Genomic DNA, 15939 nt, shown 5'->3' on the forward strand with positions numbered 1-15939 from the left:
GGAACCGGCGTATCACCGCCGTCGTCTGGAGGAACAGGCGTATCACCGCCATCATCCGGAACTGGGGAGTTATTATGGTGGTGATTGTCATCGTCACTTAAGGTATATACTGCAATTCCCGTAGCTACTGCAGCAAGACCTGCAGCTGCCCATGGTAAAACTGCACTATCTTTATTTTCTCTGCACTCCGCGGATAAATTTTCTAGCTGCTCTTTGCTCAGGGAATGAATATTTGCCGGACATGTTATCTTACTGGACTTACGTGTTTTTTCGGTTGAGTCGGGTATTGAAGTATCCGCAGCCCATGTCTGGCTACTTAACGCCATGGCAACACAAACAGACAATAATTTTTTCCTTTGCATATAAAATTCCTTAGATCTAGACCGTGCGTAACAAGCCATGCAGAATTTGAAGATAAATCGTAGTAAATATTCATAGTGAAATAAGCAATAAAGAAATGCTTATATAATTCACAAAATCAATATTAAAATCAGGCAAGTAAAAGCATACAAAAAACAGTTGATGGAATTATATTCCACAAAAAACTCACTTCAATCTAAAAATTAACGACAAAAAACAAAAACACACTAATAATTCATTGACGCTGCATATATATTTTGTGGTTACATATATATTGGTAATGATTTGTTATTTAAGGGAAGGATATATAAGGTTTTTGTAGAAATACCCACGGTAATTAAGCATGCTAACGTCAGTTTAAATACTGTAAAAGATCATTAATAGATACATTTTGTAGCCAACTATAATTTATTTGCGCAACCATTTACCATTAATTCCCTGAACATATTGCCCCGACTTCGCGCGAGCAACAAGCTTTTGTCCAGCCAATTTGGCTATCTCTTTAGTGGATACATTATTTTGCTTTGCCAGTTGTTGGTAACTATGGTTACGAGCTTCATTAATATCTTTTACTAATGCCTGTGTTTCGGCATCCGTTTGTAGCGCCACCAGGTAACCGTTAAGCGTTTCACCTACCCGCCCCTGACTTCTGGCTTCGTTCAGGGTTAAAGCCATTGCACTGTCGCTCATCAGGCCAATGGCCCATACAGCTATGAGTAATGTTCTTTTCATCATCACCTCAAAATAGATCGCTACGGGTTTTGAGCAGGTTTTCAACGTCCTTATCCGCTTTAATGATGATTTCATGCTCAATTTTAACGTTCATATTAATGGTGATTGGCTCTTTCGGCGCAGCCACTTCAATGCGAGGCGTGCAACCAACCAACATAAAAGAGGACGCAAACGCGGCTATCACTATTTTCATTGTTTTTCCTCACACTCTTTTCCTGATGGGCAGCCAGTTTCCGGTAGCTGGGCATTCTGCTCCAGCCATACCTGGAGATTATCGCCAAAGCGTAAACTGCGCCATAACGTAAAAATATTCTCTTCATGGTGATAATTAAGGTTTACCGTACCGCTTTTACCATCGACGCGACTGGTGCCCGAAATGTTGGCCCGCATGGTTAACACACCGAGATTATCTAAATTAATCCTTGTTGATGAGCGACTGATTTCCATATAACGCAACCAGTTGATGGCAGTTCCAGCGGTCATATTGTCTTTGGCCACCGCATCTGCAGTGTCTTTATCCAGACGCAGCGTCATCGGCCCCGCGTTTGCCAACCAGCCATCTTTGACAATCCATTTTTCATTGTTCAGCCATAGTGGCAAGGCCCCACTGAATGCCCCAGACATAGCAAACTGTTTCGGATTAACCGCGCTAACCAGTTCGCTGGACGATAGATTATTCAGGCGTAGCAACGCTGGGTCGTGCTGCGGCATACGCAATTGTTTCATTAGTACGTTACCGCCCAAAACATCAACGCTAACATCGGTCAGCAGCAATGGTTCTTCTTCTGTCCACGGATAACGCCCTTGCAAATCAGCAGTGATATTTTTCGCTGTCACCAAATTAATGACTTCGGCAATACGCAAAGTAACAGGTCCGCGAGTCCCAAGATGCCAGGCACCATCGGCAAAACGGAACGGCAATACAAAATCGACGCCGTTGACCTGGTTGTCCGGCATCCAGGCGCTGCCGTCTTTTAGCACACCATGCCCCCCCGCGCGGAAACCTTGTTCAGGTGCGGCAGAAAACGCAACCTGGGCATACAGTTCGCCATCGCGTAATTTCATCTTCCAGTCAGGGGGGACCAGCGGCTGGAACACTGTCAGTGATTGTTTGGGCCACCAGGCATTACCGCGTAAGCGAATACCATCCCAACGACCGTTTACCCGTACCGGGCCAATTTCGCCAGCATGCAAATCCCCTTTGAAGAGGAAATAAGTTGGCTCGCGCCCTTCAACACTGAATTTCAACGTTGATGGCGGTAACACACTGCCGCCAGTAAACAGCGTTTGCCCGGCATCCAAAGAAAGCGCCCCTCGAAACGAAGGTTTCTGTCGATCACGTACCCAGACGACAGGCTCGTCGAGAATCAATCGTGGATTTTCTACCGTCATTGTGCCGTATTGCAATTGGTCGAAACCGGTCGAGAGGTCGGTCAGCGTAATCGTGCTGTCATGCCACTCGCCTTTTCCTGCGACATCCCAGTTGGCGTTCATTGGCGTAAAACTGCCTTTTCCCCAGTAACGCCACTGCCAATGGCCTGCGTCAGGGAGAAAATCTTTTGCCAGCCCATCCATATGTAGAACAAAGTCGCCCAATTCATTTTCATGAGCCTGTAAAATGGCCTGCAAGCGACCGTCCACACCGCGCTGCGTCACTTTTACGCCAGCTAAAGGCCAGCGGATTTCGTCAATGTCAAGCGAATCGATGACTCGCCCTTTAGAACGTAACAATGCGCCCGGTTCAAAAGCCAGCGTTGGGTCAGCCAGACTTCCGCTTAACTGCGCAGGTAAACGTGCATACAAAATGAGATCCGCCTGTTTTGCCTCGCCTGTCAGTTGAAGTGGCATTTGGCTGTTATCCATGCTTAATTTTCCTGGACCAAAATTAAGCACCGCGTTGCCTTTACCCGCTTGTCCCTGAGTCAACACACTCAGACGACCACTGACCAACGCGTTCTCAAGCCCTGCCTGCCAGTTGTCGACTTTGATACCCAGTCGCCCACTCAGGGGAAAACCTACATACGGCCAGCTCCAGCGACCATCGCTAACGGTCAGCTGTTGACGGGTAATTTCCCACGGCAAATCGAGCAACGGATCGCCGTTATCTCGTGCCAATACAATCAATTGCCCGCTATTTTCCTGCCACTCCAGCTCGGCATCCACCAGTGACGGTTCCTGCGGCAGGTTCAACGTTGCTGTAGCATGACCACTTATCGGAAGCCCATCCGGTACAAGCGGCATGGTAAATTCCCCCACCAGTTTTATCGGTGGTTGATTTTCAAACGCGGCAACAGCCAGTTCGCTGACAGTAAGTTGTTGTCCTTTAAGATGACCTTGAAATTTCACTTTTTCGCCCTGATAACGCAGTTGCTGAATATCAGAAGTCAACGCGAGTGATAGTTTTCCCTGCCATTCCTGCCAGGGAGAAAAGATCAACTTATCAATATTGAACCAGGCGTTAGGCAACATAGCTTGCCACTGCGCGAGGGTTTTCGGGGCAGCAGGAGACTGCTCTGTCTGCGGCAATTTCGCCAGACACGCAGAGTCAAGTTCCACTGTGCCAATATTTATCAACCAGCGGCTGGGATGAGAAATTCTGGCGTCAGTGACATGTGCTAACTGGCAATCAGCAACCAGATAACGGAGATCGGGAATGATTAACCCCTTACGCGTAAAGCGTGGGCTTTCATCCAATGCGATACGAGTACCGAGCGGTAGCCAGATACCCGCCAGCGTGGGAACCCACAACCCGAGCGTCATCAGTAGCGTCAACGGCACAAGAATAATCAGTAATAGCAGCGCGAGAACGGCTTTATATTTACCCAACATGGGTAGTTAATATCCTGATTTAGCGAAAAATTAAGCAGTCAATACAGGTATTGTGGCATGTTTAACCTTTCAGTTGAAGGTTGCGCCTACACTAAGCATAGATGTTCCTGGAATTTTCAATATCGCCATAACTTTCAATTAAATTTTAAATTTTGTAAAATATTTTTAGTAGCTTAAATGTGATTCAACATCACTGGAGAAAGTCTTATGAAACTCGCCGTATATAGCACAAAACAGTACGACAAAAAGTACCTGCAACAGGTGAACGAGTCCTTTGGCTTTGAGCTGGAATTTTTTGACTTTCTGCTGACGGAAAAAACGGCAAAAACAGCCAACGGTTGCGAAGCTGTATGTATTTTCGTAAACGACGACGGCAGCCGTCCGGTGCTGGAAGAGCTGAAAAAGCATGGCGTTAAATATATCGCCCTGCGCTGTGCCGGTTTCAATAACGTTGATCTCGACGCAGCAAAAGAACTGGGATTCAAAGTGGTGCGAGTCCCGGCTTACGATCCGGAAGCCGTCGCTGAACATGCAATTGGTATGATGATGACGCTGAACCGTCGTATTCACCGCGCATATCAGCGTACCCGTGACGCCAACTTCTCTCTGGAGGGGCTTACTGGTTTTACTATGTACGGTAAAACGGCGGGGGTTATTGGCACCGGTAAAATCGGTGTGGCAATGCTGCGTATACTGAAAGGCTTTGGTATGCGTCTGTTGGCATTCGATCCGTACCCAAGTGCAGCAGCGCTGGAACTCGGCGTGGAATATGTCGATCTGCCGACCTTGTTCTCTGAATCAGACGTTATCTCCCTGCACTGTCCGCTGACGCCGGAGAACTACCACCTGCTGAATGAGGCGGCGTTCGATCAGATGAAAAATGGCGTAATGATCATCAACACCAGCCGAGGTGCGCTGATTGATTCACAAGCGGCGATTGAGGCACTGAAAAACCAGAAAATTGGCTCGCTGGGGATGGACGTTTATGAGAATGAACGCGATCTATTCTTTGAAGATAAATCCAATGATGTGATTCAGGATGATGTTTTCCGTCGTCTGTCAGCCTGCCATAACGTACTGTTTACCGGACATCAGGCGTTCCTGACAGCAGAAGCCCTGACCAGTATTTCCCAGACTACGCTACAAAACTTGAGCTATCTGGAAAAAGGCGAACCCTGCCCGAACGAACTGGTTTAATCTTACCGCTCCCCTGTCTTACAGGGGAGCTTATTCAGATAATCCCCAAAGATATTTGATCTTCTATTCTTAAAATATGTTTTAAGGACGGATAAGACGCAATCAGCGTTGCATCCGGCAAACAGCACCAAATTTATACCTTAAGTAGAGAACTAAAATGAAGAAAGTTGCCGCGCTAGTCGCACTAAGCCTGCTGATGGCGGGATGTGTAAGTAATGACAAAATTGCTGTAACGCCAGAACAGTTACAGCATCACCGTTTCGTACTGGAAAGTGTAAACGGTCAACCGGTTGCCATCGAGAAAAACCCGCCAGAAATCAGCTTTGGCGAAAAGATGATGATTTCTGGCAACATGTGCAACCGCTTTAGCGGCGAAGGTAAACTTTCGGACGGAGAACTGAAAGTAAAAGGACTGGCAATGACCCGTATGATGTGTGCCAACCCACAGCTTAACGAACTCGATAACACCATCAGCGAAATGCTGAAAGAAGGTGCGCAAGTGGACCTGACCGCGAATCAGTTAACGCTGGCGACAGCGAAACAGACATTAACGTATAAGCTGGCGGATTTAATGAATTAATAGCTACCACAACTTCCGGCGGCAAGCGACTGTTCGCTACAGCGTTTGCCGTTGGGTAATGCACACATCCCGATCGCTGTACCATCCAGTTGACGGGCAACGGAAAGCGAACCGCCAATCATGGCACAATTTGCCTCTCCGCTACTCGACATTGACGCTTTTAAACCTGGGGCCACATGCGCCGCGGTCGCCTGCTGAACAGGTTCACTACTACACGCCGACAACAATAAAACGGCAGCCCCTACGCACAACATTACTCGCATCTTTACTTCCTCAAATCTTTAAGTCCAACGAAACCGCCGTAATAATAGGCAGCTCAGGCGGCTACGTCGAGAACTGTATGTGAATTGCAACGTTTTTTTACTATTTTGTGGCTATTTTTTTGCCCGGGATTTGATCAAAACATTCATTACGCTGATATAGAGAACACAAAAGCGAAAATGCAGCAGAAAGCCATTTGCTAAAATTAAAAGATTACTACTGGGCGCGCAGCTTTTTCGTGCGCCCCTCATTTGCGCAATGTAAGGGTGTCGTATGATCACAATTGACGGAAATGGCGCGGTAGCTTCGGTGGCATTTCGCACCAGTGAAGTTATCGCCATTTACCCTATTACCCCGAGTTCCACGATGGCTGAACAGGCTGATGCCTGGGCCGGAAACGGCCTGAAGAACGTATGGGGAGATACACCTCGTGTGGTTGAAATGCAGTCAGAAGCTGGCGCTATCGCAACTGTGCATGGTGCTTTGCAAACAGGCGCTCTTTCGACATCATTTACATCGTCGCAGGGTTTACTGCTGATGATCCCGACGCTGTATAAACTGGCAGGTGAGCTGACGCCGTTTGTGCTACATGTGGCTGCGCGTACTGTGGCCACGCATGCGCTCTCTATTTTTGGCGATCATTCAGATGTGATGGCGGTACGTCAGACGGGCTGCGCCATGCTGTGTGCAGCAAACGTGCAGGAAGCACAAGACTTTGCTCTCATTTCGCACATCGCGACGCTGAAAAGCCGCGTGCCATTTATTCATTTCTTTGATGGTTTCCGCACTTCCCACGAAATCAACAAAATTGTCCCACTGGCCGACGACACGATTCTTGAGTTAATGCCCCAGGCAGAAATTGATGCTCATCGCCTTCGCGCACTTAATCCGGAACATCCGGTGATCCGCGGTACATCAGCTAATCCGGACACTTATTTCCAGTCTCGCGAAGCCACCAACCCATGGTACAACGCGGTCTATGACCATGTTGAACAGGCGATGACTGATTTCGCTGCCGCTACAGGTCGCCAGTATCAGCCGTTTGAGTATTATGGCCATCCGCTGGCGGAACGGGTGATTATCCTGATGGGGTCGGCCATCGGCACCTGTGAAGAAGTCGTGGACGAATTGCTGACCCGAGGCGAAAAAGTGGGCGTGCTAAAAGTTCGACTTTACCGCCCTTTCTCCGCCAGACACTTACTGCAAGCATTGCCGAACTCTGTACGTACTGTGGGGGTGCTGGATCGCACCAAAGAGCCTGGTGCGCAGGCAGAACCACTGTATCTGGATGTAATGACGGCGCTGGCTGAAGCCTTTAATAATGGCGAGCGCGAAACCCTGCCACGCGTCATTGGCGGACGCTATGGTCTTTCATCCAAAGAATTTGGCCCAGACTGTGTACTGGCAGTATTCGCCGAACTCAATTCAGCTAAACCGAAAACACGCTTTACCGTCGGTATTTATGACGATGTGACCAATCTGTCACTACCGTTGCCGGAAAATACTCTGCCGAACTCCGCAAAACTGGAAGCACTCTTTTACGGGTTGGGTAGTGATGGCAGCGTTTCCGCAACTAAAAACAATATCAAAATTATCGGTAACTCCACGCCGTGGTATGCGCAGGGATATTTTGTTTACGACTCTAAAAAAGCCGGTGGCCTGACGGTTTCCCATCTGCGCGTAAGCGAGCAGCCCATCCGTTCCGCATATTTGATTTCGCAAGCTGATTTTGTTGGCTGCCACCAGTTGCAATTTATCGACAAATATCAAATGGCCGAGCGTTTAAAACCAGGTGGCATTTTCCTGCTTAACACACCGTACAGCGCCGATGAAGTGTGGTCGCGGCTGCCGCAAGAAGTCCAGGCTGTGTTGAATCAGAAAAAAGCGCGTTTCTATGTGATTAATGCAGCGAAAATTGCCCGCGAATGTGGGCTGGCAGCACGCATTAACACCGTCATGCAGATGGTTTTCTTCCACCTGACGCAAATTCTGCCTGGCGACAGCGCCCTGGCCGAACTTCAGGGTGCCATTGCCAAGAGTTACAGCAGCAAAGGCCAGGATCTTGTGGAACGCAACTGGCAAGCTCTGGCACTGGCGCGCGAGTCCGTTGAAGAAGTACCACTGCAGCCGGTAAATCCGCAAAGTGCCAACCGTCCGCCAGTGGTATCTGATGCCGCACCTGATTTTGTCAAAACGGTTACCGCTGCGATGCTCGCCGGACTTGGCGACGCCCTCCCCGTTTCGGCGCTACCACCAGACGGCACCTGGCCAATGGGTACTACTCGCTGGGAAAAACGCAACATTGCCGAAGAGATCCCTATCTGGAAAGAGGAACTCTGTACCCAATGCAACCACTGCGTCGCGGCTTGCCCACACTCCGCCATACGCGCGAAAGTCGTACCGCCCGAAGCGATGGAAAACGCTCCGGCTAGCCTGCATTCATTGGATGTGAAATCTCGTGATATGCGCGGGCAGAAATATGTGTTGCAGGTCGCACCGGAAGATTGCACCGGCTGTAATCTATGCGTCGAAGTTTGCCCGGCGAAAGACCGACAAAATCCAGAGATCAAAGCTATCAATATGATGTCGCGTCTGGAACATGTGGAAGAAGAGAAGATCAATTACGACTTCTTCCTGAATTTACCAGAAATCGACCGCAGCAAACTGGAACGTATTGATATTCGTACTTCGCAGTTGATCACTCCGCTGTTTGAATATTCTGGCGCCTGCTCCGGTTGTGGTGAGACGCCGTATATTAAATTGCTCACCCAGCTCTATGGCGATCGGATGTTGATTGCCAACGCTACTGGTTGTTCTTCTATTTACGGCGGCAACCTGCCCTCCACGCCATATACCACGGATGCCAACGGTCGTGGACCTGCCTGGGCAAATTCGCTATTTGAAGATAACGCCGAATTCGGCCTTGGTTTCCGCCTGACGGTCGATCAACACCGCACACGCGTATTGCGTTTGCTGGATCAATTTGCCGATAAAATCCCGACTGAGTTACTGGTGGCGTTGAAATCAGAAGCCACGCCAGACGTTCGTCGCGAACAAGTCGCCGCTCTGCGCCAGCAACTCAAAGATGTGGCTGAAGCGCATGAACTGCTGCGTGACGCAGATGCGCTTGTTGAGAAATCAATCTGGCTGATTGGTGGTGATGGCTGGGCTTACGACATCGGCTTTGGCGGTCTGGATCATGTGCTGAGTCTGACGGAAAACGTCAATATCCTGGTACTGGATACGCAATGCTATTCCAACACCGGAGGTCAGGCGTCGAAAGCCACCCCGCTTGGCGCGGTAACTAAGTTTGGTGAGCATGGCAAACGCAAAGCACGCAAAGATCTTGGTGTTAGCATGATGATGTACGGTCATGTTTATGTGGCGCAGATTTCTCTCGGCGCGCAGCTGAACCAGACGGTGAAAGCGATTCAGGAAGCGGAAGCGTATCCGGGGCCATCGCTGATCATCGCTTACAGCCCATGTGAAGAGCACGGTTATGACCTGGCATTCAGTCACGACCAGATGCGCCAACTCACTGCTACCGGCTTCTGGCCGCTATATCGCTTCGATCCTCGTCGTGCTGATGAAGGTAAACTGCCGCTGGCGCTGGATTCACGCCCGCCTTCAGAAGCTCTGGAAGAAACGCTTCTTCATGAGCAACGTTTCCGTCGTCTGAATTCGCAGCAGCCAGAAGTGGCAGAACAGTTATGGAAAGATGCTGCAGCTGATTTGCAAAAACGTTATGACTTCCTGGCACAAATGGCCGGAAAGGCGGAAAAAAACAGCGCCGAGTAAACTTTCTGGATAATTATTATCCAATTCAAAAAAAAGCCCGAACGAAAGTTCGGGCTTGTCTTTTTATTCGTTGGAAAAACATTAGTAATGCAACGACCCAACCTAAAATAAAATCCGTGACAATAAAGGCATATAACCCGCGCAGAATAACTCATGTATTATTAAATGTATAATTTTTATTTTGTATGAATCTCCAGCAACACATTCATCAAACTTATTACCATTTCCACAGAATTATTTGATTAAGGTTTTACTTAAGGCGTAACAAATGATATTTATCTGCTGACTGAACTTCTCCTTTAGGATGTTTTCATTCCCCAAACGGGGAAAATTAAAGCAAATAAAATAACTAAAGGATTTATTCAATGAAAAGCAAAGTACTGGCGCTCTTAATTCCTGCCCTGCTCGCCGCAGGTGCTGCACATGCAGCAGAAATTTATAATAAAGACGGTAATAAATTAGACCTGTACGGCAAAGTCGATGGCCTGCATTATTTTTCTGATAATGCGAATAGTGATGGCGATCAAACTTATGTGCGTTTTGGTTTTAAAGGCGAAACTCAAATTACCGATCAACTGGTCGGTTATGGCCAGTGGGAATATAACGTTCAGGCTAATGGCTCTGAAAATGATAAAGGCGACTCCTGGACTCGTCTGGCATTTGCCGGTCTGAAATTTGGTGACTTCGGTTCATTTGACTATGGTCGTAATTATGGCGTGATGTACGACATCGAAGGCTGGACTGATATGCTGCCTGAATTCGGTGGCGACTCTTATACCAAAGCCGATAACTATATGACCGGTCGTGCAAACGGCGTCGCGACCTACCGTAACACCGATTTCTTCGGTCTGGTTGATGGCCTGGACTTTGCGTTACAGTATCAGGGAGCGAACGAAAACCAGGTTAGCCATGAGCAAGAAGGTACTGCAAACGGTAGCGATCGTAATATTAAGAATGCCAATGGCGACGGTTTCGGTATCTCCTCTACCTACGATTTAGGTATGGGTGTGAGCCTTGGTGCTGCGTATACCAGTTCTGATCGTACCAACCAACAGGCTGAATTCTCTACTGCAAAAGGCGATAAGGCTGACGCATGGACGGCTGGGGCAAAATACGATGCTCACAATATCTACCTTGCAACCATGTACTCTGAAACCCGTAACATGACGCCTTACGGCAATTCAGCAAATACGATTGCCAACAAAACCCAGAACTTTGAAGTTACGGCCCAGTATCAGTTTGATTTTGGCCTGCGTCCAGCTGTCTCCTTCCTGATGTCTAAAGGCAGCGATTTGGTCGGTACTGATGGCGATAAAGATCTGGTTAAATACGCCGATGTTGGTGCAACATATTATTTCAACAAAAACATGTCCACCTATGTTGATTATAAAATCAACCTGCTTGATGAGGATGACAGCTTCTACGCTGCGAACGGTATCTCTACCGATGATATCGTTGCTTTAGGTCTGGTATACCAGTTTTAATCTTGCCTGCCCGCCGTTTGGCGGGCTTTTTCTTCATATTTCTCCTCCCTTGATCTAAATTAAAAATGTGAACTCCGTCATTACACAAAATGTGTCATCTGGCGTTACACTTTATGCGGATACTAAAACAGGAGGTTTTATGAACAGAACGATTCTTGTCCCTATCGATATTTCAGATTCAGAATTAACTCAACGTGTGATTAGCCACGTTGAGGCAGAGGCAAAGATTGATGACGCAGAGGTTCATTTCCTGACGGTAATACCTTCGCTACCCTACTATGCCTCTCTGGGATTAGCGTATTCCGCAGAATTACCAGCAATGGATGACCTGAAAGCGGAAGCCAAATCGCAACTGGAAGAGATAATTAAAAAATTCAAACTGCCATCTGACAGGGTGCATGTTCATGTCGAAGAGGGTTCGCCAAAAGACCGTATTCTGGAAATGGCGAAAAAGATCCCTGCTCATATGATCATTATCGCCTCCCATCGCCCGGACATCACCACCTACTTGCTGGGCTCTAACGCCGCTGCCGTAGTGCGTCACGCAGAGTGCTCAGTGCTGGTCGTGCGCTAACACTAACGCCCGCAGATTGCTGCGGGCTTTTTGATTCATTTCGCAAATGTGCTGACATTTTCCCCTCTAATCCGTACCATACACGCCACAGTTTTTATATCAGATTTCTTATGCTGGGCGTTCCGGCATGACGCATACTCTTCTGATGCCATATAACGAATTGAGTCGCTATTAAATGTCGCAAAATCAAGAAATTAGCAAGAAAGAACAATACAATCTCAACAAATTACAAAAACGTCTGCGTCGTAACGTGGGCGAAGCCATTGCTGACTTCAATATGATTGAAGAAGGCGATCGCATCATGGTTTGCCTCTCTGGGGGTAAAGACAGCTATACCATGCTGGAGATCCTGCGTAATTTGCAGCAAAGCGCGCCAATCAATTTCTCGCTGGTTGCCGTTAACCTTGACCAGAAACAGCCAGGCTTCCCGGAACACGTTCTGCCGGAGTATCTCGAAAAGCTGGGCGTTGAGTATAAGATTGTTGAAGAGAATACTTACGGGATCGTAAAAGAGAAAATCCCTGAAGGAAAAACCACCTGCTCGCTCTGCTCTCGTCTGCGTCGCGGTATCCTTTATCGCACCGCAACAGAACTGGGTGCCACGAAAATCGCCCTGGGCCACCACCGCGACGACATTCTGCAAACGCTGTTCTTAAATATGTTCTACGGCGGCAAGATGAAAGGTATGCCACCGAAACTGATGAGCGATGATGGCAAACATATCGTGATTCGTCCGCTGGCCTACTGCCGCGAAAAAGATATTCAACGCTTTGCCGATGCAAAAGCGTTCCCGATTATTCCGTGCAACCTGTGCGGTTCACAGCCTAACCTGCAACGCCAGGTGATTGCTGACATGCTGCGTGACTGGGATAAACGTTATCCGGGGCGTATCGAGACAATGTTCAGCGCGATGCAAAATGTGGTGCCGTCGCATCTGTGCGATACCAACCTGTTCGATTTCAAAGGCATTACCCACGGTTCTGAAGTGGTTAACGGGGGCGATCTGGCCTTCGACCGTGAAGAGATCCCACTGCAACCCGCCGGCTGGCAGCCAGAAGAAGACGAAAATCAGCTGGATGAACTGCGGCTGAATGTGGTTGAAGTAAAATAATCAGGATAACGCCCGATGCGTAAGATTATCGGGCTACTCTTATGCATGCCGGATAAGACGCGGCCAGCGTCACATCCGGCAAGATGTTTAGCCTTGCATCAGACAAATCAACATTTCGTTATTTTAACAACCGTACCCGGCAAGTTTTTCCTTTAATCTTGCCGCCCTGTAACTGCTTCCATGTCTTATGAGCAACAGCCTGTCGCACTGCGACATAGACATGCGCTGGGTGCACGGTGATTTTGCCAATATCCGCGCCATCAAGCCCGATATCTCCTGTCAGCGCGCCTAATACATCACCCGGACGCATTTTGGCTTTTTTCCCGCCATCGATACACAACGTTGCCATTTCTGCCTCCAGCGGCACAATGTCCCTGCTGGCTGGCGGCGTTTGCCAGTTAAGTTTCATCTGCAACATGTCGGCAATGATATTGGCACGCTGTGCCTCTTCAGGCGCACAGAAACTGATCGCCAGACCGCTATTTCCTGCACGCGCCGTACGCCCAATACGATGCACATGAACTTCAGGGTCCCAGGCCAGCTCAAAGTTCACCACCAGCTCAAGCGATTTAATATCCAGACCACGCGCAGCGACATCGGTCGCAACCAGCACGCGGGCGCTACCGTTGGCAAAACGTACCAGTGTCTGATCGCGATCGCGTTGCTCCAGATCGCCATGTAACGACAATGCGCTTTGCCCTACTTCATTAAGCGCGTCACACACAGCCTGGCAATCTTTTTTGGTGTTACAAAACACCACACAAGACGATGGCTGATGCAAACTTAATAACCGTTGCAACAACGGAATTTTGCCCTTGCTGGATGTCTCATAAAATTGTTGTTCAATAGGCGGCAGAGCATCTGTTGTGTCTATTTCAATCGCCAGGGGCTCTCGTTGTACACGACCGCTAATCGCGGCGATCGCTTCCGGCCAGGTGGCAGAGAAGAGAAGCGTCTGGCGAGAAGCTGGCGCAAAACCGATGACTTCATCAATTGCGTCGCTAAACCCCATATCCAACATACGGTCGGCTTCATCCATTACCAACGTATTCAACGCATCTAACGAAACAGTGCCTTTTTGCAGGTGATCCAGCAAACGCCCCGGCGTCGCCACGATGATATGCGGCGCGTGTTGCAGTGAATCGCGCTGAATGCCAAATGGCTGACCGCCGCATAAGGTCAAGATTTTTGTATTTGGCAGAAAACGCGCCAGCCGACGTAACTCGCCTGCGACTTGATCCGCCAGTTCTCGAGTCGGACACAGCACTAAAGCCTGAGTCTGAAACAGCGAAGCATCAATTTGCTGTAACAATCCGAGTCCAAATGCCGCAGTTTTTCCGCTGCCGGTTTTCGCCTGCACGCGAACATCTTTTCCGGCAAGGATCGCCGGAAGCGCAGCAGCCTGCACCGGTGTCATGGTTAAGTAACCCAACTCATTAAGGTTAGTGAGCTGGGCGGGAGGCAAAACGTTCAGGGTAGAAAAAGCGGTCACAATCTATTCTCGTGGTCATCAGCGCAAAGTTAGCAAGCGCGTATCCTCGCAGATCTACGCTCACGTTGCGACAATTTAATCGGTTCTTCATCAGGCGGTGGGTCGGGCATAGGTTGTGGACGAGGGATTGGATCGGGTACTGGGACGGGATCGCCAGGAATCGGTTCAGGGACAGGAATTTGCAAATAAATGAGTGTCATCATATTTCCCTTTGGTCATTGGGTCGACTCTTAAAGGGTAGACGTTGACAGATAACAGGCAAAAAAAAGCCGACTTATCTAAGTCGGCGTCGTACGAATCAATTGTGCTATGCAGTAATTCAAAAAAGGAAGTAAGACAATATGGAGCGCAACGCCCATCGCTTGACGTTGCATTCACCTGCGTGAAAGATATTGCCCTGAATGGGTAGAGAGTTTATTGACCTCGCTCAAACTTTACGGCGTTTTTGTATACAGAAACCCGGAGAAATTGCTTTTGTTACAACCATTTACTACGATGCAACCATAAAGCAACACCACCAATAAGAACAACTAACAGAATACAAAAAAGCGAAAAACCAAATTGCCATCCTCCACCTGGAATACCCCCGAGGTTAACGCCAAATAACCCGGTTAAAAATGTACTGGGTAAAAAGACCATCGCCATCAATGACATTGTGTAAGTACGGCGGGCTAAATTTTCCTGCATCACTTGGGCGATTTCGTCCGCCATCACGCCAGTTCTCGCAATACACGCATCAATCTCATCCAGACCGCGCCCAAGACGGTCAGCAATATCCTGCATTCGACGCCGTTGATCGTCATTCATCCAGGGCAGGCGCTCACTAGCAAGGCGAGCATAAACATCTCGCTGCGGCGCCATATAGCGGCGCATAACAATGAGTTGTTTTCGTAGTAGTGCCAGGAAACCGCGCGGCGGAATTTGTTGATCAAGTAAATTATCTTCCAGGTCGATAATTTTATCGTGCAGTTGCTCTATAAACTCATTGGAGTGATCGGTTAATGCATCACACACATCCACCAGCCAGCCTCCGCAATCGGTCGGGCCGGTCCCCTCTTCCAGATCGCTAACTACATCGTCTAACGCAAGTACTTTACGTTGTCGGGTCGAGACAATTAACCGACCATCCATATAAACACGCATGGCGACCAGCTGGTCGGGACGTTCATCAGTACTGCCATTAATGCAGCGCAAAGTAATCAACGTCCCTTCGCCAAGACGGCTAACTCTGGGTCGCGTACTTTCCCCTGCCAGCGCGTCACGCACGTTATTTGGGAGCAATGGTGTCGTGGCCAGCCACTGCGCGCTGTCATGGTGCACATAATTAAGGTGGAGCCAGCAGGGATGCTCTTCATCTATCTCATCTGTATTTTCCAGCGGTTTAACACCGCCTTTACCATCCAACATCCAGGCAAATACTGCATCCGGTACATTTATGTCCTCTCCCTTAATCGTTTCCACAGTGCCTCCATTATCAATGCTTTATTTTGTAGTCTAGTCTTCTGGTCATCTTACGCAACA

13 protein-coding genes and 1 pseudogene are annotated in these 15939 nt (G+C 48.6%); 6 read left to right on the plus strand and 8 right to left on the minus strand.

All coding sequences use genetic code 11. From position 1 onward, the window contains the following. The 4 genes and pseudogenes from D9742_RS06965 to D9742_RS06980 form a co-directional block, all read right to left on the minus strand. Window positions 1–362 (minus strand): annotated as a pseudogene (locus D9742_RS06965) (surface-exposed virulence protein BigA); the annotation flags it as partial. Window positions 363–768: 406 nt separating this feature from the next. Then, the gene (locus tag D9742_RS06970) at window positions 769–1092 is read right to left on the minus strand and encodes a YdbL family protein (RefSeq protein ID WP_000831639.1); all 324 of its coding nucleotides are present in this window, start codon (window positions 1090–1092) and stop codon (window positions 769–771) included. Window positions 1093–1099: 7 nt separating this feature from the next. Then, window positions 1100–1285, minus strand: a complete 186-nt coding sequence (locus tag D9742_RS06975) for a YnbE family lipoprotein (protein WP_130236413.1) — start codon at window positions 1283–1285, stop codon at window positions 1100–1102. Further along, window positions 1282–3921 carry a YdbH family protein gene (locus tag D9742_RS06980; RefSeq protein ID WP_130236414.1) on the minus strand — a complete coding sequence of 880 codons (2640 nt, stop codon included), beginning with the start codon at window positions 3919–3921 and terminating at the stop codon, window positions 1282–1284. The genes D9742_RS06975 and D9742_RS06980 overlap by 4 nt, the downstream gene beginning before the upstream one ends. 207 nt (window positions 3922–4128) lie before the next feature. Here D9742_RS06980 and ldhA point away from each other — a divergent pair, with 207 nt between their 5' ends. Both ldhA and hslJ read left to right on the plus strand, forming a co-directional pair. Then, window positions 4129–5118, plus strand: a complete 990-nt coding sequence (ldhA, locus tag D9742_RS06985; RefSeq protein WP_130236415.1) for a D-lactate dehydrogenase — start codon at window positions 4129–4131, stop codon at window positions 5116–5118. A gap of 157 nt (window positions 5119–5275) precedes the next feature. Beyond that, entirely contained in the window at window positions 5276–5698 is a 423-nt protein-coding gene (hslJ, locus tag D9742_RS06990; protein ID WP_130236416.1) for a heat shock protein HslJ, read from the plus strand. On the opposite strand, the gene D9742_RS06995 is transcribed toward hslJ, so the two are convergent. Then, window positions 5695–5961: a DUF333 domain-containing protein gene (locus D9742_RS06995; RefSeq protein ID WP_064527363.1), complete on the minus strand. Its 267-nt coding sequence runs from the start codon at window positions 5959–5961 to the stop codon at window positions 5695–5697. The two genes, hslJ and D9742_RS06995, sit on opposite strands and share 4 nt — an antisense overlap. A gap of 271 nt (window positions 5962–6232) precedes the next feature. Here D9742_RS06995 and nifJ point away from each other — a divergent pair, with 271 nt between their 5' ends. From nifJ to ttcA, 4 genes are all read left to right on the plus strand, one after another. Then, the gene (nifJ, locus tag D9742_RS07000) at window positions 6233–9757 is read left to right on the plus strand and encodes a pyruvate:ferredoxin (flavodoxin) oxidoreductase (RefSeq protein ID WP_130236417.1); all 3525 of its coding nucleotides are present in this window, start codon (window positions 6233–6235) and stop codon (window positions 9755–9757) included. Between the two features lie 365 nt (window positions 9758–10122). Then, entirely contained in the window at window positions 10123–11241 is a 1119-nt protein-coding gene (gene ompC / locus D9742_RS07005; protein WP_130236418.1) for a porin OmpC, read from the plus strand. A 139-nt stretch (window positions 11242–11380) separates the two neighbouring features. Further along, entirely contained in the window at window positions 11381–11815 is a 435-nt protein-coding gene (gene uspF, locus D9742_RS07010) for a universal stress protein UspF (RefSeq protein ID WP_064527357.1), read from the plus strand. A gap of 175 nt (window positions 11816–11990) precedes the next feature. Continuing rightward, complete coding sequence (ttcA, locus tag D9742_RS07015; RefSeq protein ID WP_000081418.1) at window positions 11991–12926, plus strand: tRNA 2-thiocytidine(32) synthetase TtcA; 936 nt, start codon at window positions 11991–11993, stop codon at window positions 12924–12926. A 118-nt stretch (window positions 12927–13044) separates the two neighbouring features. Here the strand turns inward: ttcA and dbpA are convergent, their stop codons facing one another. From dbpA to zntB, 3 genes are all read right to left on the minus strand, one after another. Next, entirely contained in the window at window positions 13045–14418 is a 1374-nt protein-coding gene (dbpA, locus tag D9742_RS07020) for an ATP-dependent RNA helicase DbpA (RefSeq protein ID WP_130236419.1), read from the minus strand. Between the two features lie 29 nt (window positions 14419–14447). Continuing rightward, on the minus strand, window positions 14448–14621 hold the full coding sequence (ynaL, locus tag D9742_RS23655) for a protein YnaL (RefSeq protein WP_276319618.1): 174 nt from the start codon (window positions 14619–14621) through the stop codon (window positions 14448–14450). A 274-nt stretch (window positions 14622–14895) separates the two neighbouring features. Continuing rightward, window positions 14896–15879, minus strand: a complete 984-nt coding sequence (zntB, locus tag D9742_RS07025; RefSeq protein WP_130236420.1) for a zinc transporter ZntB — start codon at window positions 15877–15879, stop codon at window positions 14896–14898. Between the last annotated feature and the right edge of the window lie 60 nt (window positions 15880–15939).

It is taken from the genome of Escherichia sp. E1V33 (assembly GCF_004211955.1).
Classification (GTDB): domain Bacteria; phylum Pseudomonadota; class Gammaproteobacteria; order Enterobacterales; family Enterobacteriaceae; genus Escherichia.

What these genes read in the sequence shown, in the direction of transcription:
- D9742_RS06970 (WP_000831639.1), bottom strand. Translation starts at nt 1,092, where the DNA reads ATGAAAAGAACATTACTCATAGCTGTATGGGCCATTGGCCTGATGAGC.
- D9742_RS06975 (WP_130236413.1), bottom strand. Translation starts at nt 1,285, where the DNA reads ATGAAAATAGTGATAGCCGCGTTTGCGTCCTCTTTTATGTTGGTTGGT.
- D9742_RS06980 (WP_130236414.1), bottom strand. Translation starts at nt 3,921, where the DNA reads ATGTTGGGTAAATATAAAGCCGTTCTCGCGCTGCTATTACTGATTATT.
- ldhA (WP_130236415.1), top strand. Translation starts at nt 4,129, where the DNA reads ATGAAACTCGCCGTATATAGCACAAAACAGTACGACAAAAAGTACCTG.
- hslJ (WP_130236416.1), top strand. Translation starts at nt 5,276, where the DNA reads ATGAAGAAAGTTGCCGCGCTAGTCGCACTAAGCCTGCTGATGGCGGGA.
- D9742_RS06995 (WP_064527363.1), bottom strand. Translation starts at nt 5,961, where the DNA reads ATGCGAGTAATGTTGTGCGTAGGGGCTGCCGTTTTATTGTTGTCGGCG.
- nifJ (WP_130236417.1), top strand. Translation starts at nt 6,233, where the DNA reads ATGATCACAATTGACGGAAATGGCGCGGTAGCTTCGGTGGCATTTCGC.
- ompC (WP_130236418.1), top strand. Translation starts at nt 10,123, where the DNA reads ATGAAAAGCAAAGTACTGGCGCTCTTAATTCCTGCCCTGCTCGCCGCA.
- uspF (WP_064527357.1), top strand. Translation starts at nt 11,381, where the DNA reads ATGAACAGAACGATTCTTGTCCCTATCGATATTTCAGATTCAGAATTA.
- ttcA (WP_000081418.1), top strand. Translation starts at nt 11,991, where the DNA reads ATGTCGCAAAATCAAGAAATTAGCAAGAAAGAACAATACAATCTCAAC.
- ynaL (WP_276319618.1), bottom strand. Translation starts at nt 14,621, where the DNA reads ATGATGACACTCATTTATTTGCAAATTCCTGTCCCTGAACCGATTCCT.